Source organism: Rhizobium sp. 01N424, from assembly GCF_056399485.1.
This window is the reverse complement of the sequence record NZ_JBFTRK010000003.1, coordinates 258,238-278,216: the sequence shown is the minus strand read 5'-3', so window position 1 is coordinate 278,216 and position 19,979 is coordinate 258,238. Positions and strand designations below refer to the sequence as shown.

The 19,979-nt window shown below is 61.4% G+C and carries 23 protein-coding genes; 12 read left to right on the top strand and 11 right to left on the bottom strand.

Annotated elements, in window-relative coordinates:
• Nucleotides 1-176 precede the first annotated feature (176 nt).
• Complete coding sequence (locus tag AC1DNK_RS11800; protein ID WP_477941215.1) at nucleotides 177-905, top strand: Bax inhibitor-1/YccA family protein; 729 nt, start codon at nucleotides 177-179, stop codon at nucleotides 903-905.
• Between the two features lie 148 nt (nucleotides 906-1,053).
• Here the strand turns inward: AC1DNK_RS11800 and AC1DNK_RS11795 are convergent, their stop codons facing one another.
• Nucleotides 1,054-1,290 (bottom strand): hypothetical protein, encoded by a 237-nt coding sequence (locus tag AC1DNK_RS11795; RefSeq protein ID WP_207225207.1) that lies wholly within the window; start codon nucleotides 1,288-1,290, stop codon nucleotides 1,054-1,056.
• Between the two features lie 72 nt (nucleotides 1,291-1,362).
• Nucleotides 1,363-1,572, bottom strand: coding sequence for a hypothetical protein (locus AC1DNK_RS11790; RefSeq protein ID WP_477941213.1), 210 nt, complete (start codon nucleotides 1,570-1,572; stop codon nucleotides 1,363-1,365).
• Here AC1DNK_RS11790 and AC1DNK_RS11785 point away from each other — a divergent pair.
• Nucleotides 1,561-2,118: an N-acetyltransferase family protein gene (locus AC1DNK_RS11785; protein ID WP_477941212.1), complete on the top strand. Its 558-nt coding sequence runs from the start codon at nucleotides 1,561-1,563 to the stop codon at nucleotides 2,116-2,118. The two genes, AC1DNK_RS11790 and AC1DNK_RS11785, sit on opposite strands and share 12 nt — an antisense overlap.
• Nucleotides 2,119-2,121: 3 nt before the next feature.
• Here AC1DNK_RS11785 and AC1DNK_RS11780 read toward each other — a convergent pair whose 3' ends face one another.
• The 3 genes from AC1DNK_RS11780 to acnA all read right to left on the bottom strand — a co-directional run bounded on the left by AC1DNK_RS11780 (nucleotide 2,122) and on the right by acnA (nucleotide 6,451).
• A complete protein-coding gene (locus AC1DNK_RS11780) occupies nucleotides 2,122-2,523 on the bottom strand; it encodes a DUF2794 domain-containing protein (protein WP_112517780.1) in 402 nt (133 codons plus the stop codon).
• Between the two features lie 276 nt (nucleotides 2,524-2,799).
• Nucleotides 2,800-3,540, bottom strand: coding sequence for a DUF1223 domain-containing protein (locus AC1DNK_RS11775; RefSeq protein WP_112385827.1), 741 nt, complete (start codon nucleotides 3,538-3,540; stop codon nucleotides 2,800-2,802).
• 220 nt (nucleotides 3,541-3,760) lie between these two features.
• Nucleotides 3,761-6,451, bottom strand: coding sequence for an aconitate hydratase AcnA (gene acnA, locus AC1DNK_RS11770; protein ID WP_112540475.1), 2,691 nt, complete (start codon nucleotides 6,449-6,451; stop codon nucleotides 3,761-3,763).
• Nucleotides 6,452-6,712: 261 nt separating this feature from the next.
• Between acnA and ccmA the strand changes: the two genes are divergently transcribed.
• From ccmA to AC1DNK_RS11745, 5 genes are all read left to right on the top strand, one after another.
• The gene (ccmA, locus tag AC1DNK_RS11765; protein WP_477941209.1) at nucleotides 6,713-7,360 is read left to right on the top strand and encodes a heme ABC exporter ATP-binding protein CcmA; all 648 of its coding nucleotides are present in this window, start codon (nucleotides 6,713-6,715) and stop codon (nucleotides 7,358-7,360) included.
• A 214-nt stretch (nucleotides 7,361-7,574) separates the two neighbouring features.
• Nucleotides 7,575-8,234 carry a heme exporter protein CcmB gene (ccmB, locus tag AC1DNK_RS11760; protein WP_112385831.1) on the top strand — a complete coding sequence of 220 codons (660 nt, stop codon included), beginning with the start codon at nucleotides 7,575-7,577 and terminating at the stop codon, nucleotides 8,232-8,234.
• A 58-nt stretch (nucleotides 8,235-8,292) separates the two neighbouring features.
• Nucleotides 8,293-9,054 (top strand): heme ABC transporter permease, encoded by a 762-nt coding sequence (locus tag AC1DNK_RS11755; protein ID WP_477941207.1) that lies wholly within the window; start codon nucleotides 8,293-8,295, stop codon nucleotides 9,052-9,054.
• Nucleotides 9,055-9,057: 3 nt separating this feature from the next.
• Nucleotides 9,058-9,225, top strand: coding sequence for a heme exporter protein CcmD (gene ccmD, locus AC1DNK_RS11750; RefSeq protein ID WP_477941206.1), 168 nt, complete (start codon nucleotides 9,058-9,060; stop codon nucleotides 9,223-9,225).
• Entirely contained in the window at nucleotides 9,222-9,827 is a 606-nt protein-coding gene (locus AC1DNK_RS11745) for a DsbE family thiol:disulfide interchange protein (RefSeq protein ID WP_477941204.1), read from the top strand. The genes ccmD and AC1DNK_RS11745 overlap by 4 nt, the downstream gene beginning before the upstream one ends.
• On the opposite strand, the gene AC1DNK_RS11740 is transcribed toward AC1DNK_RS11745, so the two are convergent.
• The 6 genes from AC1DNK_RS11740 to AC1DNK_RS11715 form a co-directional block, all read right to left on the bottom strand.
• Nucleotides 9,824-10,411, bottom strand: coding sequence for a DUF2585 domain-containing protein (locus AC1DNK_RS11740; protein WP_477941202.1), 588 nt, complete (start codon nucleotides 10,409-10,411; stop codon nucleotides 9,824-9,826). The genes AC1DNK_RS11745 and AC1DNK_RS11740 overlap by 4 nt on opposite strands.
• On the bottom strand, nucleotides 10,408-11,052 hold the full coding sequence (locus tag AC1DNK_RS11735; RefSeq protein WP_477941200.1) for a septation protein A: 645 nt from the start codon (nucleotides 11,050-11,052) through the stop codon (nucleotides 10,408-10,410). The genes AC1DNK_RS11740 and AC1DNK_RS11735 overlap by 4 nt, the downstream gene beginning before the upstream one ends.
• Before the next feature lie 65 nt (nucleotides 11,053-11,117).
• Nucleotides 11,118-12,716, bottom strand: a complete 1,599-nt coding sequence (gene ftsY, locus AC1DNK_RS11730) for a signal recognition particle-docking protein FtsY (protein WP_477941199.1) — start codon at nucleotides 12,714-12,716, stop codon at nucleotides 11,118-11,120.
• A 15-nt stretch (nucleotides 12,717-12,731) separates the two neighbouring features.
• Nucleotides 12,732-14,006 carry a tRNA (N(6)-L-threonylcarbamoyladenosine(37)-C(2))-methylthiotransferase MtaB gene (mtaB, locus tag AC1DNK_RS11725; protein WP_477941197.1) on the bottom strand — a complete coding sequence of 425 codons (1,275 nt, stop codon included), beginning with the start codon at nucleotides 14,004-14,006 and terminating at the stop codon, nucleotides 12,732-12,734.
• Nucleotides 14,003-14,908, bottom strand: coding sequence for a diaminopimelate epimerase (gene dapF, locus AC1DNK_RS11720; protein WP_477941195.1), 906 nt, complete (start codon nucleotides 14,906-14,908; stop codon nucleotides 14,003-14,005). The genes mtaB and dapF overlap by 4 nt, the downstream gene beginning before the upstream one ends.
• Nucleotides 14,909-14,981: 73 nt before the next feature.
• Nucleotides 14,982-15,989 carry an MBL fold metallo-hydrolase gene (locus AC1DNK_RS11715; RefSeq protein ID WP_477941194.1) on the bottom strand — a complete coding sequence of 336 codons (1,008 nt, stop codon included), beginning with the start codon at nucleotides 15,987-15,989 and terminating at the stop codon, nucleotides 14,982-14,984.
• A 293-nt stretch (nucleotides 15,990-16,282) separates the two neighbouring features.
• On the opposite strand from AC1DNK_RS11715, the gene ffh reads away from it, so the two are divergent.
• The 5 genes from ffh (at nucleotide 16,283) to trmD (ending at nucleotide 19,976) form a co-directional block, all read left to right on the top strand.
• Nucleotides 16,283-17,854, top strand: coding sequence for a signal recognition particle protein (gene ffh, locus AC1DNK_RS11710; RefSeq protein ID WP_477941192.1), 1,572 nt, complete (start codon nucleotides 16,283-16,285; stop codon nucleotides 17,852-17,854).
• Between the two features lie 16 nt (nucleotides 17,855-17,870).
• Nucleotides 17,871-18,179: a chorismate mutase gene (locus AC1DNK_RS11705; protein WP_112385841.1), complete on the top strand. Its 309-nt coding sequence runs from the start codon at nucleotides 17,871-17,873 to the stop codon at nucleotides 18,177-18,179.
• 48 nt (nucleotides 18,180-18,227) lie between these two features.
• Nucleotides 18,228-18,596, top strand: a complete 369-nt coding sequence (gene rpsP, locus AC1DNK_RS11700; RefSeq protein ID WP_112385842.1) for a 30S ribosomal protein S16 — start codon at nucleotides 18,228-18,230, stop codon at nucleotides 18,594-18,596.
• A gap of 126 nt (nucleotides 18,597-18,722) precedes the next feature.
• Nucleotides 18,723-19,292, top strand: a complete 570-nt coding sequence (rimM, locus tag AC1DNK_RS11695) for a ribosome maturation factor RimM (RefSeq protein WP_112386059.1) — start codon at nucleotides 18,723-18,725, stop codon at nucleotides 19,290-19,292.
• A gap of 3 nt (nucleotides 19,293-19,295) precedes the next feature.
• Complete coding sequence (gene trmD, locus AC1DNK_RS11690; protein ID WP_477941190.1) at nucleotides 19,296-19,976, top strand: tRNA (guanosine(37)-N1)-methyltransferase TrmD; 681 nt, start codon at nucleotides 19,296-19,298, stop codon at nucleotides 19,974-19,976.
• The last annotated feature ends 3 nt before the right edge of the window (nucleotides 19,977-19,979 follow it).

Sequence of the window (19,979 nt, the reverse complement as noted above, 5' to 3'; positions counted from 1 at the left end):
AGCGCCCAATAAAATAGCTTCACCTTACGGCGATTTAACCCCGCCGCCGGTTGCAAGGGCCTTGTTTGCAAAGGGCGAAGGCCTCATATTGACCGCAGGCATGCTGGAGCTCCGCAGCGGCGCCCGGGTCGCAAAGCCCGACACCGTATTCACATCGGAGCTTGTAAGAGGAAACTATGGCTGACCTTCGTAACTACCAAAGCCGGGCGCAGACTGGCGAGATGATCGACCAGGGGCTGCGCTCCTATATGCTCAAGGTCTACAACCTGATGGCGCTGGGTCTGGCGATCACGGGTGTAGCCGCATTTCTGTCATTCCAATTCGCCTTTGCCGACGGTCAGCTGACCGCCTTTGGCCAGGCCATCTATCTGAGCCCGCTGAAGTGGGTCGTCATCCTGGCTCCTCTGGCCATGGTGTTCTTCCTGAGCTTCCGGATCAACCGCATGAGCGTTTCGGCCGCGCAGACCACCTTCTGGATCTACGCCGCGCTGGTGGGTCTGTCGCTTTCGTCTCTGCTGCTGATCTACACCGGCCAGAGCGTGGTGCAGACATTCTTCATCACCGCCGCCTCGTTCGGCGCACTGTCGCTCTACGGCTATTCGACCAAGCGTGATCTCTCGGCCATGGGCTCGTTCCTGGTGATGGGTCTGTTTGGCCTGATCATCGCGTCGGTCGTGAACATCTTCCTGGGCTCGTCTGCCCTTCAGTTCGCGATCTCCGTGATCGGCGTCCTGATCTTCGCCGGCCTGACGGCCTACGATACGCAGCGGATCAAGGAAATGTACTACGAAGCCGATGGTGCCGAAGTCATGGGCCGCAAGGCGATCATGGGCGCGCTGACGCTCTACCTCGACTTCATCAACCTGTTCATGTTCCTTCTGCAGTTCATGGGTAACCGCAAGTAGGACGGAACTGTTGACGGCCAGACCGTCTGGCCGAATGCGAGACAACCGAGCCGCCTGCAACAGAGATGTTGCAGGCGGTTTTGTTTTTCGGAGTGTGGATTGGCGCTGTGGTCACGCAGCTGGCAATTAGCGGCCAGCCTTGCGCGTCTTAAAGCTTGCGCGCCGCCAGGCGCCGACGGTCGAGCGCAACATGGTCGGAGCCGCGCTTCGTCAGGCGGAATTGCCGCTTCTGGAACTCGCCGCGAATCTCGATAAAGCCCTTCTCCTCGGCTTCGTTCAAGGTCTTCAGGCTGGTGCCCTCAGGGGGAGACTGCCAATCAATGCCGACGGCAGCGTGCAGCAAAACCAGAATCTTGATAATGGCGTTTCTCCATGGCTGACGCATGCGGCCGATCTGCCGCCTGACGCAAAGGCCTGTTCCGCGAAAGCTGTTCTCTAGAAGCTCCGGCGGGTTCGGTCAACTCGCCGGCTTGGCGGCCACCACGTCGCTGTCATCGGACAGCTTGCCAAGACAGGAAGTCAAGGAACGATCACAACAGCGACGGACCAGCGCGATCATTTTGAATGCTCCCGTGCGACCCCTTGCTTTTCCTGTTGCCAAATCTCGCGCCGGATGGTTTTCAGCCTGAACCACATTCCAGACATCGGCCGTCGAATGACCGTTCATTTCCGCAATATCTCCGCTTCCGACCTCGATGCCATCACGGCGATTTACCGTGAGGCGGTGCTGTCAGGCGTCGCCAGCTACGAGATTGCCCCGCCGGAACGCCAGGAGATGGCCACGCGGCTGGCTGCCATAACGGGCCAGGGCTACCCCTATCTCGCCGCCATTGACGAAGACGGCGTGCTGCTGGGCTATGCCTATGCATCCGCGTTCCGCACCCGCCCGGCTTACCGATGGATGGTCGAGGATTCGATCTATCTGGCGCCGGAGGCCCGGGGAAAGGGCGTTGGCAAGGCGTTGCTCGCGGAGCTGATTGCCCGCTGCACGGCGCTTGGCTTCCGGCAGATGGTCGCCGTGATCGGCGGAGCCCATCCGGCATCGATCGCGCTGCATCGTTCATTGGGTTTCGAGGAAACCGACCTGCTCAAGGGTACCGGCTACAAGCACGGCCGCTGGCTGGACACCATGCTCATGCAGCGGCAGCTGGGCGAGGGAAAGGATACCGATCCGGACCCGTCGGCCTATCCAGGCACCCTTTACAAGGGCTGACGGCTATTTGTCGACGAGCTTCAGCACCTTGTCGAACACCTTCAGAACCTGCTGCAGCTCGTGGCCGCGCTTCAGGATCATGCCGTTGGTGTTGACGACGGAATAGGCGCCCTGCTTGTTGGCAAGCTTGGGGTCTTTCTCGATGGTGAAGAGCGGCATTTCGCCGGAGCGCTTGAAGACGGAGAACACCGCCTTGTCCTTCATGTGGTCGATGGCGTAGTCTTTCCACTCGCCCTCGCCGACCATGCGGCCGTAGATCCACAGGATCGCATCCAACTCTCGCCGGTGAAAGGTCACCGGCAACGGATCCTTGTTCTGCTTGTATTCTTTAAGATCGACGACGACTGAGGAACTATTGTCGGCGGAACGGTGATCGCCATGCCGCAAATCCGGCTGATCTGTCATCAGTCTCTCAAGGCCTCTCGCTTATGACAGGAGAGTGACAGTTTGCCCGACCCGCCGCAAATTGCAAGTGCGGCCAGTCATCACATTAAGCATATGCTATGCAATCTCCGGAGCGCCGCAATTCAGTCAAAACAGCGCCTCATTTGCAGGGGAAATTCCGCTCACCGATTTGGCGCCAGCGCGCCAAAGGGCCCGGCTGAGCGTATCGACCTTAACCCCAGCCCCGAATACGATTAGCCGGGCCGCCCCGTTTTCCATCCTGAACGGATGAAACTTTCAGATATTTTTCCCGGCCATGACGACGGTTGCGCCCAGGATCGCGGCCGGATCACCGTCAGCCGTAGCAGCCTGTAACAGGATTGCACAGCCTTCGAGGTCGGCCTTTTGCAGAACCGTTGCAGGTAAAGTCAGGCTTGTTGCCTTTCCGTCCCACATTCCGACAGTTTCAATGTCGCTGACGCTGTTGATGTAGGAAATCTTCTGGCCGCTGTTTTCGCCCTTCTCGACGTCGATGGTCTTTTCCTTGTCGAAATAGACCATCACCACATTGGCTTTCCCCTGGCCGGCGCCAATCTTGATCTCAAGCTCATCGCCTCGCATCTGCGCATCGATAGGGACATTCAGCCCCTTGCCGTCGGTCGAGAAGCCGTCGATCTTTCCGTTGATCGCCGAGAGATCGGAACCAGTCATATGATCACGGCCGTTGACGACGACCTGCGGCGTGTAAACGTTGCTGCGGCCGAGCATGCGGGCATAGCCGTACTGACGCTCGGTGTTCTGCTTGGAACTCAGCGTGTCGGTCCAGCCGAGATAGTTCCAGTAATCGACATGATAGGCGAGCGCGATCACATTGCCCTGGCCAACGATCTTGCGAAATGCGGCATCGGCTGGCGGACAGGATGAGCAACCCTGCGAGGTAAACAGTTCAACGACGCCCTTCGGCTTGCCGTCTTCGGCTTGAAGTGGCGCTGCGAGCACCAGACCGGCAATCAGCGAAATCAAAAAACGCGGCGACATTGCAACCTCTTTATCCAGGACATCGGGCGAACGAAGGCCGCGCGGCCTGATTGACGACCGTAGAGATAATCCTTCCGGTTCCAAACGGGAAGTAACGAAGGGGTGAGACATCCCCACCCGCCATCGCAGCCGGAACACATCGCCGTGAGCCCCGTCCCCGCAAAGAAAAACCGCCGGAGATTGCTCCCCGGCGGCAATTATCGTGTGCTTGTCTTAAGAATTAAGCAGCGAGGTCGCGCAGAACCGTCTGCAGGATGCCGCCGTTGTTGAGGTAGATCACCTCGTCGAGCGTATCGACGCGCGACAGCAGCGGGACGTCCTTCACCGAACCATCGCCATAAGTGATCTTGGCGATCTTCTTCTCGCGCGGCTTGATGTTCTCGAGACCTTCGATGGTGACGATTTCATCGCCCTTGAGGCCGAGGCTTGCCCAGGTCGTGCCTTCTTCGAAGACGAACGGGATGATGCCCATGCCGACCAGGTTCGAGCGGTGGATACGCTCGAAGGACTGGGCGATGACGGCCTTGACGCCGAGCAGGTTGGTGCCCTTCGCAGCCCAGTCGCGCGACGAGCCGTTGCCGTATTCGACACCCGCGAAGATGACGAGCGGAACGCCCTCGGCCTTGTACTGCATGGCCGCGTCGTAGATCGATTCCTCTTCCTTCGACGGGTAATGGATGGTGTAGCCACCTTCCTTGCCGTTCGGGCCGAGCATGTGGTTGCGGATGCGGATGTTGGCGAAGGTGCCGCGCATCATCACTTCATGGTTGCCGCGGCGCGTGCCGTACTGGTTGAAGTCAGCAACACCGACATTGTGCTCGATGAGGTAGGCACCGGCAGGAGACGCCGCCTTGATCGAACCGGCCGGGGAAATGTGGTCGGTGGTGATCTTGTCGCCGAAGAGACCGAGAACGCGCGCACCCTTGATGTCGGAAATGCCCGTGCCGGTCTTGCCCATGCCGACGAAATACGGCGGGTTCTGAACGTAGGTCGAGTTGTCGTCCCAGGCATAAGTCTGGCCCGGAGGAACCTGAACGGCCTGCCAGTTGACGTCGCCCTTGAACACGTCGGCGTACTTGGTTTCGTAAAGTTCGCGGGTGACGTATTTCTGGATGAATTCCTGGATCTCGTGCGAGGTCGGCCAGATATCCTTCAGATAGACCGGGTTGCCGTTCTGGTCTTCACCGATCGGCTCCTTGGTCAGGTCCTTCTGGACCGTGCCGGCAAGCGCATAGGCGACGACGAGCGGCGGGGAAGCGAGGTAGTTCGCCTGAACGTCAGGAGAAATACGGCCTTCGAAGTTGCGGTTGCCCGAAAGGACGCCCGAAACGATCAGACCCTTGTCGTTGATCGTCTTCGAGACCGGTGCCGGCAGCGGACCGGAGTTGCCGATGCAGGTCGTGCAGCCGAAGCCGACGAGGTTGAAGCCGAGCTTGTCGAGATCGGCCTGCAGGCCCGACTTCGCCAGATATTCGCCAACGACCTGCGATCCAGGTGCGAGCGAGGTCTTGACCCACGGCTTGGTCTTCAGGCCCTTGGCAACGGCGTTGCGGGCGAGAAGGCCGGCAGCGATCAGAACCGACGGGTTGGAGGTGTTGGTGCAGGAGGTGATCGCAGCAATGGCGACGTCGCCATGACCAAGATCGAAATCGGTGCCTTCGACCGGGTAGCGGTTCGAGAGCTGGCCTGGCTTCTTGTAGTCGGCGTCCATCGAACCGGCGAAACCGGCAGCGATGTTTTCGAGCGGGATGCGGCCTTCCGGGCGCTTCGGGCCGGCCATGGCAGGTACGACGTCGCCGAGGTCGAGTTCCAGCGTATCGGTGAAGACGAGGTCGGAACCATCGCCATCGCGCCACATGCCCTGAGCCTTGGAATAGGCTTCGACGAGCGCGATACGCTCCTTGGTGCGGCCGGAAACGTTGAGATAGTTGATGGTTTCGCCGTCAACCGGGAAGAAGCCGCAGGTCGCGCCATATTCCGGACCCATGTTGCCGATCGTCGCGCGGTCGGCGAGCGGCATGTTGTCCATACCCGGGCCGAAGAATTCGACGAACTTGGAAACAACGCCCTTCTTGCGCAGCATCTGCACGACCATCAGCACGAGGTCGGTCGCGGTAACGCCTTCCTTGAGCTTGCCGGTCAGCTTGAAGCCGATGACCTCAGGCAGAAGCATCGAGACCGGCTGGCCGAGCATGGCCGCTTCGGCTTCGATACCGCCAACGCCCCAGCCGAGAACGCCGAGACCATTGATCATCGTCGTGTGGCTGTCGGTGCCGACGCAGGTATCCGGATAAGCGATCGTTTCGCCATCCTCTTCCTTAGTCCAGACGGTCTGGCCGAGATATTCGAGGTTGACCTGGTGACAGATGCCGGTGCCCGGAGGAACGACGCGGAAATTCTTGAACGCCTGCTGGCCCCACTTCAGGAAGCGGTAGCGCTCGCCGTTGCGCTGGTATTCCAGCTCGACGTTCTTGGCAAAAGCCTGCGGCGTGCCGAATTCGTCGACGATGACGGAGTGGTCGATGACGAGATCGACGGGAACCAGCGGGTTGATCTTCTCGGGGTCGCCACCGAGTGACACCATCGCGTCGCGCATTGCGGCGAGGTCGACGACGGCGGGAACGCCGGTGAAGTCCTGCATCAGCACGCGCGCCGGGCGATAGGCGATTTCGTTTTCGACGGTGCCCTTGTTGTTCAACCACTCGGCAACGCCGAGGATGTGCTCCTTGGTGACCGACTGGCCATCTTCGAAGCGCAGCAGGTTCTCCAGCAGAACCTTCATCGAATAGGGAAGCTTCGAAACGCCCGGAAGACCATTCGCCTCAGCCTTGGGAAGGCTGTAATAGACGTAGTCCTTACCATCGACAGTGAGGGTGGAGCGACAATTGAAGCTGTCAAGAGACTTAGACACGAGATACCCCGTTTCTGATAGCCAACACAGTCGTGCGAACGCCTATGCACTTAATGCACATCAGGATGCGGGTACGGCCATTTCCGCTGTCCGCACGTGGAAAGAATATTCCATGTTCGGCGCAAGGATGAAGTTCACGCCGACCGCTGGCGTGGTTGCGGGTCTTATAGATAATTTCTAAGAATGGTGCCAGATACTGCGTGGCCCATTTCGGACATTTTTTGCGTCGCGATGACTAAAATCTTAATCAACGGAAACGCCATGCGTCTGACTGCCGAAAATCTCTCAGCGCGCCGCGGCGAAGACCTGATTTTCAAGGATATCTCGTTCCGCATCGAAGCCGGCGAAGCACTGGTTTTGACAGGGAAAAATGGATCAGGAAAGTCCACTTTACTGCGTGTTATGGCGGGACTTCTGCGGCCCGAAACCGGCAGCGTCCGCTTCACTGATTCGCAGGGCTCTTCAGAACATCGCGCCAGCGAAATCAGCCACTATCTCGGCCACCGCAACGCGATGAAAAGCGAGCTCACGGTCGCCGAAAATCTGACCTTCTGGCAGGACTTTCTCGGCAACGCTTCCGGTGGCGAGGGGCTATCGGTTTCCGACGCCGCGGAGGCCGTCGGCCTGCCGGGCATCACCCACCTCCCCTTCGGCTATCTCTCCGCCGGTCAGCAACGCCGCTTCGCCTTCGCCAAATTGCTCGTCGCCTACCGCCCGGTGTGGATCCTGGATGAACCGACTGCTGCGCTCGACACGAGTGCAGACAAAATGTTTGCGGCGCTGATTGCCGCGCATCAGGAGAAGGGCGGGATCGTGCTGGCCGCGACGCATCAGCCGCTGGGGCTGGAAAATGCAAGGGAATTGCGGATGACCGGATTTGCCGGGGTGGATCAGGGGGTGTGGGGATGAAGAATACAGTCAGCCCCGGCGCCAGCATTACCCCCCTCTGCCCTGCCGGGCATCTCCCCCTCAAGGGGGGAGATCAACCTGTTGCGACGGCCCCGCTAAATAGTGACAAGAGAGCGAGCGGTCGCGCCCAGCCAATCTCCCCCCTTGAGGGGGAGATGTCCGGCAGGACAGAGGGGGGTACTCCACGCTCAACCGGCAACGAGGGCCACCTCCAATGACCGCCCTCTTCCTCCGCGACCTGAAGCTCTCCATCCGCGCCGGCGGCGGCGCGCTCATCGGCGTCTTGTTCTTCCTGACCGTCGTCGCCGTCATCCCCTTCGGCGTCGGCCCCGATCTCAACCTGCTTTCCCGCATCGGCCCAGCCATTGTCTGGATCGGCGCGCTGCTATCGGCCCTTCTCGGCCTCGACCGCTTGTTCCAGGCCGAGCGCGACGACGGATCGCTGGATCTTCTGCTGATGCAGGAAACACCGTTGGTGCTGACCGTCCTCGTCAAATGCCTCGCCCACTGGACCGCCACCAGTCTGCCGCTGGTTATCGCCTCGCCGCTGCTCGGCCTCTTCATGAACATGAACGAAACGGCGATCGGCGCCACGATGCTAACGCTGCTGGTCGGCTCGCCCGCCATCACCTTCATCGGTGCCGTCGGCGCAGCCGTCGCGGTTGCCCTGCCGCGCGGCGGGCTGCTGGTCTCGATCCTCGTGTTGCCGCTCGCCATTCCAGTGCTGATCTTCGGCGTCAGCGCCAGCTATGCCGCCGTCGAGGATCCGGCACCTTTCCTGCCGCCCTTCCTTATTCTCATCGCATTGACGCTGTTCTTTGCGGTCATCGGCCCGGCAGCGGCAGCGCTGGCACTCAGAAACACGTCGGATTGATCATGGCGTTGACCGGCATCAATTGCGGGAAGAACCCGTTCAAGGTAAAGAACCGCTCATGAGCGAAACAAGCCTTGCCATCAGCAAATTCAGCGACCTCGCGAACCCCACGCGGTTCCTGGCGCTGGCACAACGCGTCATTCCCTGGATGGCCGGCATCACAGCTCTCTGTCTGGCCGTGGGGCTGTATCTCAGCTTCGCGACCGAAGGCGACTACCAGCAGGGCGAAACCGTCCGCATCATGTACATCCATGTGCCCTCCGCCTGGCTGGCGATGATGTGCTACACGGTGATGAGCATCTCGGCGATCGGCACGCTCGTCTGGCGCCACCCGCTGGCCGACGTCGCAGCCAAATCCGCGGCACCCCTCGGCGCCGCCTTCACCCTGCTTGCGCTCGTCACCGGTTCGCTATGGGGCAAGCCGATGTGGGGGACCTGGTGGGTATGGGATGCCCGCCTGACTTCTGTCTTCGTGCTCTTCCTCATGTATCTCGGACTGATCGCGCTGAACCGCGCGATCGACGATCCCTCGAAGGCCGCCCGCGTCGTCGCCGTGCTGATCCTCGTTGGCTTCGTCAACATCCCGATCATCAAGTTCTCGGTCGAATGGTGGAACACACTGCATCAGCCGGCAAGCGTCATGCGCCTCGATGGCCCGGCGATCGATCCGGAATTCCTGCGCCCGCTCTTCGTCATGGCCATCGGATTCACGCTGCTGTTCTTCACGCTGCACATCATGGCGATGCGCAACGAGATCTGGCGCCGCCGTGTCGCCGCGCAGCGCAGGCTTGCGGCCCGTCTGGCAAGCCGCGAGGACTGATCGATGTCTCACGCTTTGTACGTCTATAGCGCCTACGGCTTTGCTGCCGTGATCACCATAGCCGTCACGCTCTGGATCTGGGCCGATGGCCGCGCCCGTCAGAAGGAACTCGCCGCTCTGGAAGCGTCCGGCATCCGCCGCCGCTCGGCACGGCCGAAGGGCAGCGAATGAGCGCGCCCGAAACCCAGCCGGCAGCCCGCCGCGGCCTCAGCCGCTATGTCGTGGCATTGATCCCGCTCGTCGTCTTCGGCGGCATCGCCGCCACCGCCGGGAAAATGCTCTACGACCAGGATTTCCACGGCAAGGACATTTCCGAGATTCCCTCGGCGCTGCTCGGCACCAAGGCACCATCGCTGAACCTCGCCCCGCTTGAAGGCTCGAACCTTCCGGCACTCACCGATGCGGCCGTGAAGGGCAAGCTGACGCTCGTCAACGTCTTCGCCTCCTGGTGCATCCCCTGCCGCCAAGAGCATCCGATCCTGAAGCAGCTGGCCGCCGACGGCAGGCTGAACATTGTCGCCATCAACTACAAGGACAAGAGTGCGAACGCGCTCCAGTTCCTGAACGAGCTCGGCAACCCCTTCAACGCCATCGGCGTCGATCCGAACGGCAAGGCGGCGATCGACTGGGGTGTCTATGGCGTCCCGGAAAGCTATCTCGTCGGCCCAGACGGCACGATCCTCTACAAGCGCGTCGGCCCCTTCGATGAGATCAGCATGAAGGAAGGGCTGTTTCCGGCAATGGAGAAGGTGCTGGGAAAACCGGCGTCCTAAACCGCACTCTGCCAGGCCTTCACGGCCTCGACCGGCCAGACCAGCATCAAGACATTGAGCGTCAGATTATCCCGGATCATATAGCCGGTGAAAATCTCGAAGAAGATGGCGATCGCCACCGTCAGCGCCACAGGCGCACGCGCCGCGAAGAAGAAACCGACGACCATGAAAACGGCATCCATCGCCGAATTGAGAATGCTGTCGCCGTAGTAATCGAGCGAGATCGTCGCGGCGCGATAGCGGTCGATAATGATCGGCGAATTCTCGAGCAGTTCCCAGCCGGATTCGATCACCAGCGCAAGCAGCAATCTCGCGCCGATCGGCTTGTTGCGCAGCACGAGATGCGCCAGCCCATAAAACAGGAATCCGTGAATGATATGCGACGGCGTGTACCAGTCGGAGAGGTGCTGCGAATTGCCGCTGGAATTGACGGTGCCTTCCCAGAGCTTGACGTAGCCGCAAGTGCAGATCGGCGTGCGGCCCATGAAATATTCGGCCACAATCTGCGCCAGAAGCACGCCAATGCAAGCGATGAACCAGAAGTTTTGATGTTTCGTCCGCTCAGCCGTGCCGTCGAAGCTCACTTGTCGGTTTCTCCGGCAGGCTGCACCGTGTGTTTCAGGATCAGCGGCATCTGCGCCATGGTGAAGATGATGGTAACAGGCATCGTGCCCCAGACCTTGAAGGCGATCCAGAAGTCATCGGAGAAATTCCGCCATACGACTTCATTGAGCACGGCCAGAAACAGGAAGAAGATGCCCCACCGCAGCGTCAGCTTGCGCCATCCCTCAGCATCAAGCTGGAAGGCGGCGTTGAACACATAGCCGAGCAAGGACTTGCCCAAGGCAAGGCCGCCCAGCAGCGCTACACCGAACAGCGCATTGACGATCGTCGGCTTCATCTTGATGAAGGTTTCGTTCTGCAGATAGATCGACAGCGAGCCGAAGATCAGCACGACGATACCCGAGACGAATGGCATGATCGGCAGATGGCCGAGGATGATCTTCGAGGCAACCAGGGAAATGACGGTCGCCGCCATGAACAGGCCGGTGGCGACGAACAGTGGACCACCAAGCTCGCTCAGAGCCGGAAACCGGTCGACCAGCCACTGGCCGCGCAGATTGGCGAAGAAGAAGATCAGCAGCGGCCCGAGCTCGAGCGCCAGCTTCAGCAGCGGGTGATGCCGCTCGGCGGAAGAGGGCGTGATATCGCTTTCGGTGGTCATGCGTGCGTCGAACCTATTCGTTTGTCAGGCGCGGCATGCGCGCCCTTCTCGTCATATCTGTGGCATCATTGCCCGAGACCGGCAATGGCATGGGCAAAATCCTCGGCCTCGAACGGCTCCAGATCGTCCACACCCTCACCGACGCCGATGAAATAGACGGGCAGCTTATGCTTGGCGGAGATCGCCACGAGGATACCGCCGCGCGCCGTGCCGTCGAGCTTGGTCATGATCAGGCCGTTGACGCCGGCGACATTGCGGAAGATTTCCACCTGGTTGAGGGCGTTCTGCCCTGTTGTCGCGTCCAGCGTCTGCAAAACGGTGTGCGGCGCGTCGGGATCGAGCTTGCCGAGCACGCGCACGATCTTTTCCAGCTCCGCCATCAGCTCGGCCTTGTTCTGCAGGCGTCCGGCGGTATCGATGATCAGCACGTCGCATTTCTTCGCCTTGGCCTGCTCGAAGGCATCATAGGCAAGACCGGCGGCATCGGCGCCCAATTTCGTGCCGATAAATTCCGACTTGGTGCGGTCAGCCCAGATCTTCAGCTGCTCGATCGCCGCAGCGCGGAACGTATCACCGGCGGCGACCATGACCTTCAGCCCGGCGCCGGAGAGCTTGGCGGCCAGCTTGCCGATCGTCGTCGTCTTTCCGGTGCCATTGACGCCGACGACAAGGATGACATGCGGCTTGTGGCTGAGATCGAGCTGCAGCGGCTTGGCGACCGGCTTCAGCACCTTGGCGATCTCGCTGGCCATGATCCGGCTGACGTCTTCGCCTGTTACGTCCTTGCCGTAGCGCTCGGACGCCAGCGTATCGGTGACGCGCATCGCCGTCTCGACGCCAAGGTCGGCCTGGATCAGCAGGTCTTCGAGGTCCTGCAGCGTTTCGTCATCGAGCTTGCGTTTGGTGAAGAGCGCGGCGATCTGGCCGGTGAGCTGCGAGGAGGTACGGGCAAGGCCGGCTCGCAGGCGCTGGAACCAGGTGAGCTTGGGCTGCGGGGCGAGTGGTTCGGGTTCGGAGGCGGCAGTGCCGGTGGCGAAGCCCTTGGGAAGGATGAGCGACTCGGCTGGTGATGCCTCGGCGGCCGTGGGTGACGATTCGTCGAGGTCGGTGGGCGGGGTACCCCCCTCTGCCCTGCCGGGCATCTCCCCCTCAAGGGGGGAGATCGGCTGGGCGCGCTCGCTCGCTTCTGGAGCTATTTCGTTTTCCACCGAAACCGCTGCAGTTTCCGGCTCGGCGCTGTCAGCGAGCTCTTCGGGCGCTATGCTGGCACCAGCGGCCGCCTCGACCTCCAGCTGATCTCCCCCCTTGAGGGGGAGATGTCCCGGAGGGACAGAGGGGGGTGTTTCCGCAGGTATTGTGCTTTGGTCTTCAGTTTGGGCCTCAGCTTCCGCCTGCAACAGCGACAACGGCACGACACCGATATCACCCAGCTGCTCGGCATCCGGCAGGATCGCTGGCTCTTCCTCCTCTGGAGCTACCGTCTCAGCCTCGGCAACATCCGCAACCGGCCCACCGGCCGTATCCACCTCTTCCGGCAGAACCGGATCGGCAGCGACAGGCAGCTCGTCCTTCACCGGCTCGACGACAGGCGCAAGCTCGTCGGGCTTTGCCTCCTCGAGCGGCTTGCCGAAAGTGAAGACCTTTTTGATGAAACTGAACGCCATTTGAATTCCGTAAACTCAGGCGGCTTCCGTCGCCGTCAATTGCATGTCGAGGTGCTTGCCGTTGTGGCCGGTGATCTCGGCCTGCAGTAGGGAGCGCGGGCGAAGGCCGGGAGCGGTGGCGAGCGTGAAGTTTTCCGTATGTGCCAGACCGTTGTTTTCCACCAGCAGCCACTGCCGCGTTCCGACCATTCTGTCCAGATGGGAGCGATGCAGCGTCTGTCCAGTGGCGCGCAGCCGCGCGGCGCGGTCCTTGATCAGCGAACGATCGAGCTGCGGCATGCGGGCGGCGGGTGTTCCGGGACGCGGGCTGTAAGGGAAAACGTGCAGATGCGCGATATCAGCCTCTTCCGCGAGGCTGGCGGCATTGGCGAACATCTCCTCGGTTTCAGTCGGGAAACCGGCAATCATATCCGCACCGAAAGCCATTTCCGGGCGCAGGCGCCGCACCTGAGCCACAAAATCGAGCGCATCGGCGCGGCTGTGCCGCCGCTTCATGCGCTTCAGGATCATGTCGTCGCCATGCTGCAGCGACAGATGCAGATGCGGCATGAAGCGCGGCTCGTCGGCGATCAGGTCGAAGAGATGCTGGTCTGCCTCGATACTGTCGATCGACGAAAGCCGCAGGCGGCGGATATCGGGAAGCTGCTTCAGCAATGTCTTGGCGAGCAGTCCGAGCGTCGGCTGGCCCGGCAGATCGGCGCCATAGCTGGTCGCATCGACACCCGTCAGAACGATCTCGCTGTACCCGCCCTCGACCAGGTTGCGGGCCTGATCGACGACAGCCCCCATCGGCACCGAACGCGAGTTTCCGCGGCCATAGGGGATGATGCAGAAGGTACAGCGGTGATCGCAGCCATTCTGCACCTGGATGAAAGCGCGAACATGGCCGTCGATGTGCTTGACCATCTGCGGCGCCGTCGCCTTGACGCTCATGATGTCGTTGACGCGCAGCTTCTCTTCCGCCTTGACGCCGAAATCCGGCAGCGCGCGATAGGAGGCGCTCTTCAGCTTTTCTTCATTTCCGAGGACAGCATCGACCTCGGCCATCTCGGCAAAGACTTGGCTTTCGGTCTGCGCCGCGCAGCCGGTCACGATGATGCGGGCATGAGGATTACCGCGCCGCGCGCGGCGGATCGCCTGGCGTGCCTGGCGCACGGCCTCGCCGGTGACGGCGCAGGTATTGACGAGGATGGCATTGTTGAGCCCGGCCTTCTCGGCCTCCGCCCGCATCACTTCGGATTCGTAGGTATTGAGACGGCAGCCGAAGGTGATGACCTCGACGCCGCTCACCGCGCCTCGGCTCCCTGCTCCGCATCGCGTGCCCAGCTGCCTGTCTTGGGATCGACCATGCCTGACCATTCCCATTCGGCCGGGCCGGTCATGATGACGTGATCGTCGCGCTCGCGCCACTCGATCGAGAGCGATCCGGCATTCGGGCTGCTCGCAACCTTGATCGTCACATCTCGGCCCGTGCGGCCGGTGCGGGCGGCGGAAACGGCAGTGGCGCAGGCCGCCGAACCGCAAGCAAGCGTCAGGCCAGCGCCGCGTTCCCACGTGCGCGTGGTGATCGAAGACGGCGAGGTGACCTCAGCCAGGGTGATATTCGCCTTTTCAGGGAACATCGGGTGGTTTTCGAGCAGCGGCCCGAAACGGCCGAGATCGAAGGACATCACGTCCTTGTCGACCCAGAAGATCGCATGCGGATTGCCCATCGAGGCAACCGACGGTGAATGCAGCACCGGATTGTCGATCGGCCCGATCTGCAGTTCGATCCGGCTCGTATCGTAGAATTCTTCGGCAAGCGGGATCTTGTCCCATTCGAAAACGGGCTTGCCCATATCGACGGAAATCGTCCCATCCGCCTGCTCAACGGCATTGAGGATCCCGGCCACCGTCTGGAAGGTGAAGGCCTTCTTGCCGGTCTCGGCGGCGAGTGCCTGCACGACGCAGCGCGTGCCGTTGCCACAGGCCTGGGCCTTCGAGCCGTCGGAATTCAGGATATCGATCCAAGCGTCCGTACCCTGAGCCTTCGGATCATGGATCGCCATGATCTGATCGAACTGCGTTGCCGGATCGGCGTTCAGCGCAATCGCCGCAGCGGGCGTCACGGCATCCGGACGTCCACGCATATCGACAACCAGGATCTTGTTTCCAAGCCCGTTCATCTTCGCGAATTCGACCGTTGTGCTCATTGCTGCTGCTTCCATTGCTTTCGGCCTGTATATGGCGGAAATGCGGGGGAATTACCAGTAGGCCGCCGATAGCTCAAGCCTTGGGAACGTCGAACACTTCGCCTGCCCTCAGCGGCCGAAAACGGCCAGGCGCGATGCCGCGCGCCGCAAGCGCGGTCTCCAGCGCCTCGACTGGCGCATCGATTGCCTCGTTCGTCAGCTGGAACGTCGCGAAGTGGTGCCCTGCCACATAGGCGGCATTGGCGAGCTCCATGCCCTCCACCGCCTCTTCCGGGTTTTGATGCTGCCCCTTCATGAACCAGCGCGGCTCGTAAGCGCCGAACGGTAGGATGGCGAGCCGGAAGCCACCATGTTTCTCGCGGACGGCGCGGTAGTTGATGCCATCGTGAAAGCCGGTATCGCCGACATGGTAGATCTTGCCTGCCGGCGTCGAGATGACGAAGGCCGCCCAGAGCGCCATGCGCCTGTCACGCGTGCCGCGCGCCGACCAGTGATGGCAGGGCTCGGCATCGATGGTGACGCCCTCCCGATAGGAAAGCCGGTCGCCCCAATCCATATCGGAGATCTTCGCCTCGGGAATGGCGCGGTAGATGATCGTATCGTTGCCGAGAGGTGTCACGAAATGCGGGCCGTGCACCTCAAAGAGCCGCTTCAACGTCCTGATATCGAGATGATCATAGTGATTATGCGAGACGAGCACGATATCGATGGGTGGCAAATCCTCGAAACGGATGCCGGGGGGTGAAACGCGCCGCGGCCCGGCGAAGGAGAAGGGGCTGGCGCGATCCGACCAGACAGGATCCGTCAATATATTGAGCCCAGCGACCTGGATCAGCATCGTCGCGTGGCCAACCATGGTCACCCGCAAATCCTCGTCGCTGACGCGTTCTACGGGCTTGGCGGGCGGAAACGGGCTCTGCACCGCCTTCGGCCAGCGAAAACGCCCGCCGCCGAACTGCCAGCGCATCAATTCGCGAAAACCGAGCGGCTCGATCCCATCAGGATTGAAAAAATGGACGCCATCGAAATGGCCGGAGACCGGGCCGTGGTAATAGGCATTGCGCATCTTGGCGTCGGGCATGAACGGATGGACTCTCGTGTCGGGAGGATGCATTTGGGAAGGCGCAGGCGGTTTGAGAAGGACCGGAAGCGTGAATTTGCCCGCTCTGGCTTGACTTTCCGGCCGCTTTCCTGTTTACCGCGCCTCAATTCTGCGACGAGCGACATGACTCCGAGCCGCCGACCGGGACCTGATCCCGGAGGTCCACACCCGACAGCGCGATGCGCCCTCGGGTGCTTTTTGGCTTTGCGTCTTGTTTTCGTCAAGGAAAAGCACGAGGTTTCCGGCATATCCGGAAACACAAGGAAGAGCCTATGTTTGAAAACCTCCAGGACCGTCTTGGATCCATTCTCAATGGACTGACAGGCCGTGGCGCGCTTTCGGAAGCCGATGTTTCCGCTGCGCTGCGCGAGGTTCGCCGTGCCCTTCTGGAAGCCGACGTTTCGCTCGAAGTCGTCCGTGGCTTCACTGACCGCGTTCGCGAAAAGGCCGTCGGCGCCGAAATTCTGAAATCGATCAAGCCCGGCCAGATGGTCGTCAAGATCGTCCATGACGAGCTGATCGAAATGCTCGGCGGCGAAGGCGTGGGCGTCGATCTGCACGCCGTTGCCCCCGTCGTCATCATGATGGTCGGCCTGCAGGGCTCCGGCAAGACGACGACCTCGGCAAAGATCGCCAAGCGGCTCACCGACCGCGACAAGAAAAAGGTGCTGATGGCGTCGCTCGATACGCGCCGTCCCGCCGCCCAGGAGCAGCTGCGCCAGCTCGGCGTCCAGACCGGCGTCGATACGCTGCCTGTGATCGCTGGCCAGTCGCCGACCGATATTGCCGCCCGCGCCGTCCAGGCCGCCAAGCTTGGCGGCCACGACGTCGTCATCCTCGACACCGCCGGCCGCACGCATATCGACGAGCCCTTGATGGTCGAGATGGCCGACATCAAGAAGAAGTCGAACCCGCATGAAATCCTGCTGGTCGCCGATTCGCTGACCGGTCAGGACGCCGTCAATCTCGCCCGCAATTTCGACGAGCGCGTCGGCATCACCGGTCTCGTGCTTACCCGCATGGACGGTGATGGCCGTGGCGGTGCCGCCCTTTCGATGCGCGCCGTCACCGGCAAGCCGATCAAGCTCATCGGCGTCGGCGAGCGCATGGGCGAGCTGGAAGAATTCCATCCCCGCCGTATCGCCGACCGTATCCTCGGCATGGGCGACATCATCTCGCTGGTCGAGCGCGCCGCCGAAAACATCGATGCCGAAAAGGCAGCCGCCATGGCTGCCAAGATGGCCAAGGGCAAGTTCGACCTGAACGACCTCGCCGACCAGCTGCGCCAGATGCAGAAGATGGGCGGTATGGGCGGCATCATGTCGATGATGCCCGGCATGTCGGGCATGAAGGACAAGATGGCTTCGGCCGGCCTCAACGACAGCCTGTTCGGCCGCCAGCTCGCCATCATCTCCTCGATGACCAAGGCCGAGCGCGCCAATCCCGATATGCTGAAGCATTCGCGCAAGAAGCGTATCGCCGCGGGCTCCGGCACCGATGCCTCCGACATCAACAAGCTTCTGAAAATGCACCGCCAGATGGCGGACATGATGAAGATGATGGGCGGCAAGGGCAAAGGCGGCCTGATGAAGCAGATGATGGGCGGCCTCGCCGGCAAGATGGGTCTTGGCGGCATGGGTGGCGGAATGGGCGGCATGCCCGACCTCTCGAACATCGACCCGAAGCAGCTGGAAGCGCTCCAGAAGCAGGCTGAAGCGGCGGGTCTTGGAAAGCCGGGCGGCGGCATGCCGGGCCTCGGCGGACTTCCGGACCTGGGTGGCGCGAAGCTGCCGGGTCTGGGTGGCGGTTTCCCGGGGCTTCCCGGTTTGCCCAAGAAGAAGTGAAAGGGTCGCCTGAACGATGATTGATCCTGAAATCAAAGCCCAGCTTTCGAGCTACCGCCAGTCGATCGACAATATCGACGCGGCACTCGTCCACATTCTGGCCGAACGCTTCCGCTGCACCAAAGAGGTCGGCGTTCTCAAGGCCAAGTACCAGCTGCCGCCGGCCGATCCGGCGCGCGAGGAATACCAGATCGAACGCCTTCGCCGCTTGGCCAAGGATGCCAATCTGGATCCGGATTTCGCCGAGAAGTTCCTGAACTTCATCATCAAGGAAGTCATCCGGCATCATGAGCAGATCGCTGCGGACCACGCCGCAGCAAAATGAACCTGCCGCCCTACGAAGCGGTCAAGAAAAGCCTAAGGAGTAAATGACATGGCACTGAAAATTCGTCTCGCACGCGGTGGTTCCAAGAAGCGCCCGTACTACCACATCGTTCTCGCTGACGCCCGTTCGCCGCGCGATGGCCGCTTCCTGGAGAACCTCGGTTCCTGGAACCCGATGCTCGCCAAGGACAACGACGCGCGCATCAAGCTCGACAACGACCGTATCAAGCATTGGCTCGATCAGGGCGCACAGCCGACCGACCGCGTTCTGCGCTTCCTGAACGAAGCTGGTCTCGCCAAGCGCGACACCAAGAACAACCCGGAAAAGGCAAAGCCAGGCAAGAAGGCTCAGGAGCGCGCTGCTGAGAAGGCTCAGAAGATTGCTGACGCCGCCGAAGCTGCAGCTTCCGCAGAATAATCCGCAAGGATTTCGTTTCGAACGGGCGGCATGGCGACATGCCGCCCGTTTTCGTTTTCATTCCGGCGCACTTCGTTTATGAGAGGCTTGAACTCGGATCGATGCAGACTTCGGATGAAGGACACCATGACAAAGCTTGAGAACCCCGTGCTGATGGGCACCATAGGCGGCGCGCAGGGCATCCGCGGGGAAGTTCGTGTCAAGCCTTATACGGCCGACCCGACGGCACTCGGCGATTACGGCCACCTGCACAGCCTCGATGGCCGCGTCTTCGAGATTCTCGAGCTGCGCGAGATGAAGAACATGGTCGTCGTCCGCTTCCGCGGCATCAACGACCGCAACGCCGCCGAGGCGCTGAACGGCCTCGAGCTCTATATGGAACGCGACAATCTTCCGGACGACGAACTGGAAGAGGACGAGTTCTACTATGCCGATCTCGAAGGCCTGGAAGCGCTCGACGACAAGGGCGTCAGCTACGGCACGATCACGGGCGTTTTCGATTTCGGCGCCGGCGATCTGCTGGAACTCAAGGGCCCCGGCAAACGCCCGGTGCTGATCCCCTTCTCCGAAGCTTCGGTGCTGGAGATCGACCTCGAAGGCGGCACGATCCGCATCGACCCGATGGCAGCCGGCTTGATCGACGATCCGGAAGACATCTCCAAGCTCGCCACCGGCAAGCCGAAGAAAAAGAAGTAAGCCATGGCCTTCCGGGCAAGCGTGCTCACCCTCTACCCGGAGATGTTTCCGGGCCATCTCGGCTTTTCGCTGTCAGGCAAGGCGATGGAGCGCGGGCAGTGGTCGCTCGATGCCGTCCAGATCCGCGATTTCACCGCCGACAAGCACCGGACGGTCGATGATACGCCCGCTGGCGGCGGCGCCGGAATGGTGCTGAAGCCGGATGTGCTCGCCCGCGCCATCGATACGGTCTCGGAAAACGACACCCGCCCGCGCCTGCTGATGAGCCCACGCGGCAAACCGCTGACGCAACAGCGCGTCCGCGAACTTGCCAGTGGCGATGGCGTCATCATCATCTGCGGCCGCTTCGAAGGCGTAGACCAGCGCGTCATCGAGGCACGCCAGCTCGAGGAAGTCTCGATCGGCGACTATGTGCTCTCAGGCGGCGAACCGGCGGCGCTGACGCTTCTCGACGCCATCATCCGTATCCTGCCCGGCGTCATGGGCAACGATCTCTCGGGCCTGCATGAAAGCTTCGAAGGCGGTCTGCTGGAGCATCCGCATTATACGCGTCCCCAGGAATGGGAAGGCCGCGAGATTCCCGCGATCCTGACCTCGGGCAATCACGGTGCCATCGAGAAATGGCGGCATGAACAGGCCGTCGCCCTGACCAGGAAACGACGGCCCGACCTCTTGGAAGAATAGGCG

What these genes read in the sequence shown, in the direction of transcription:
- ffh (WP_477941192.1), top strand. Translation starts at nt 16,283, where the DNA reads ATGTTTGAAAACCTCCAGGACCGTCTTGGATCCATTCTCAATGGACTG.
- AC1DNK_RS11780 (WP_112517780.1), bottom strand. Translation starts at nt 2,523, where the DNA reads ATGACAGATCAGCCGGATTTGCGGCATGGCGATCACCGTTCCGCCGAC.
- ccmA (WP_477941209.1), top strand. Translation starts at nt 6,713, where the DNA reads ATGCGTCTGACTGCCGAAAATCTCTCAGCGCGCCGCGGCGAAGACCTG.
- AC1DNK_RS11755 (WP_477941207.1), top strand. Translation starts at nt 8,293, where the DNA reads ATGAGCGAAACAAGCCTTGCCATCAGCAAATTCAGCGACCTCGCGAAC.
- rpsP (WP_112385842.1), top strand. Translation starts at nt 18,228, where the DNA reads ATGGCACTGAAAATTCGTCTCGCACGCGGTGGTTCCAAGAAGCGCCCG.
- AC1DNK_RS11795 (WP_207225207.1), bottom strand. Translation starts at nt 1,290, where the DNA reads ATGCGTCAGCCATGGAGAAACGCCATTATCAAGATTCTGGTTTTGCTG.
- AC1DNK_RS11790 (WP_477941213.1), bottom strand. Translation starts at nt 1,572, where the DNA reads ATGAACGGTCATTCGACGGCCGATGTCTGGAATGTGGTTCAGGCTGAA.
- AC1DNK_RS11775 (WP_112385827.1), bottom strand. Translation starts at nt 3,540, where the DNA reads ATGTCGCCGCGTTTTTTGATTTCGCTGATTGCCGGTCTGGTGCTCGCA.
- ftsY (WP_477941199.1), bottom strand. Translation starts at nt 12,716, where the DNA reads ATGGCGTTCAGTTTCATCAAAAAGGTCTTCACTTTCGGCAAGCCGCTC.
- dapF (WP_477941195.1), bottom strand. Translation starts at nt 14,908, where the DNA reads ATGAGCACAACGGTCGAATTCGCGAAGATGAACGGGCTTGGAAACAAG.
- ccmB (WP_112385831.1), top strand. Translation starts at nt 7,575, where the DNA reads ATGACCGCCCTCTTCCTCCGCGACCTGAAGCTCTCCATCCGCGCCGGC.
- AC1DNK_RS11785 (WP_477941212.1), top strand. Translation starts at nt 1,561, where the DNA reads ATGACCGTTCATTTCCGCAATATCTCCGCTTCCGACCTCGATGCCATC.
- AC1DNK_RS11705 (WP_112385841.1), top strand. Translation starts at nt 17,871, where the DNA reads ATGATTGATCCTGAAATCAAAGCCCAGCTTTCGAGCTACCGCCAGTCG.
- AC1DNK_RS11735 (WP_477941200.1), bottom strand. Translation starts at nt 11,052, where the DNA reads ATGACCACCGAAAGCGATATCACGCCCTCTTCCGCCGAGCGGCATCAC.
- AC1DNK_RS11745 (WP_477941204.1), top strand. Translation starts at nt 9,222, where the DNA reads ATGAGCGCGCCCGAAACCCAGCCGGCAGCCCGCCGCGGCCTCAGCCGC.
- AC1DNK_RS11715 (WP_477941194.1), bottom strand. Translation starts at nt 15,989, where the DNA reads ATGCCCGACGCCAAGATGCGCAATGCCTATTACCACGGCCCGGTCTCC.
- AC1DNK_RS11800 (WP_477941215.1), top strand. Translation starts at nt 177, where the DNA reads ATGGCTGACCTTCGTAACTACCAAAGCCGGGCGCAGACTGGCGAGATG.
- rimM (WP_112386059.1), top strand. Translation starts at nt 18,723, where the DNA reads ATGACAAAGCTTGAGAACCCCGTGCTGATGGGCACCATAGGCGGCGCG.
- trmD (WP_477941190.1), top strand. Translation starts at nt 19,296, where the DNA reads ATGGCCTTCCGGGCAAGCGTGCTCACCCTCTACCCGGAGATGTTTCCG.
- ccmD (WP_477941206.1), top strand. Translation starts at nt 9,058, where the DNA reads ATGTCTCACGCTTTGTACGTCTATAGCGCCTACGGCTTTGCTGCCGTG.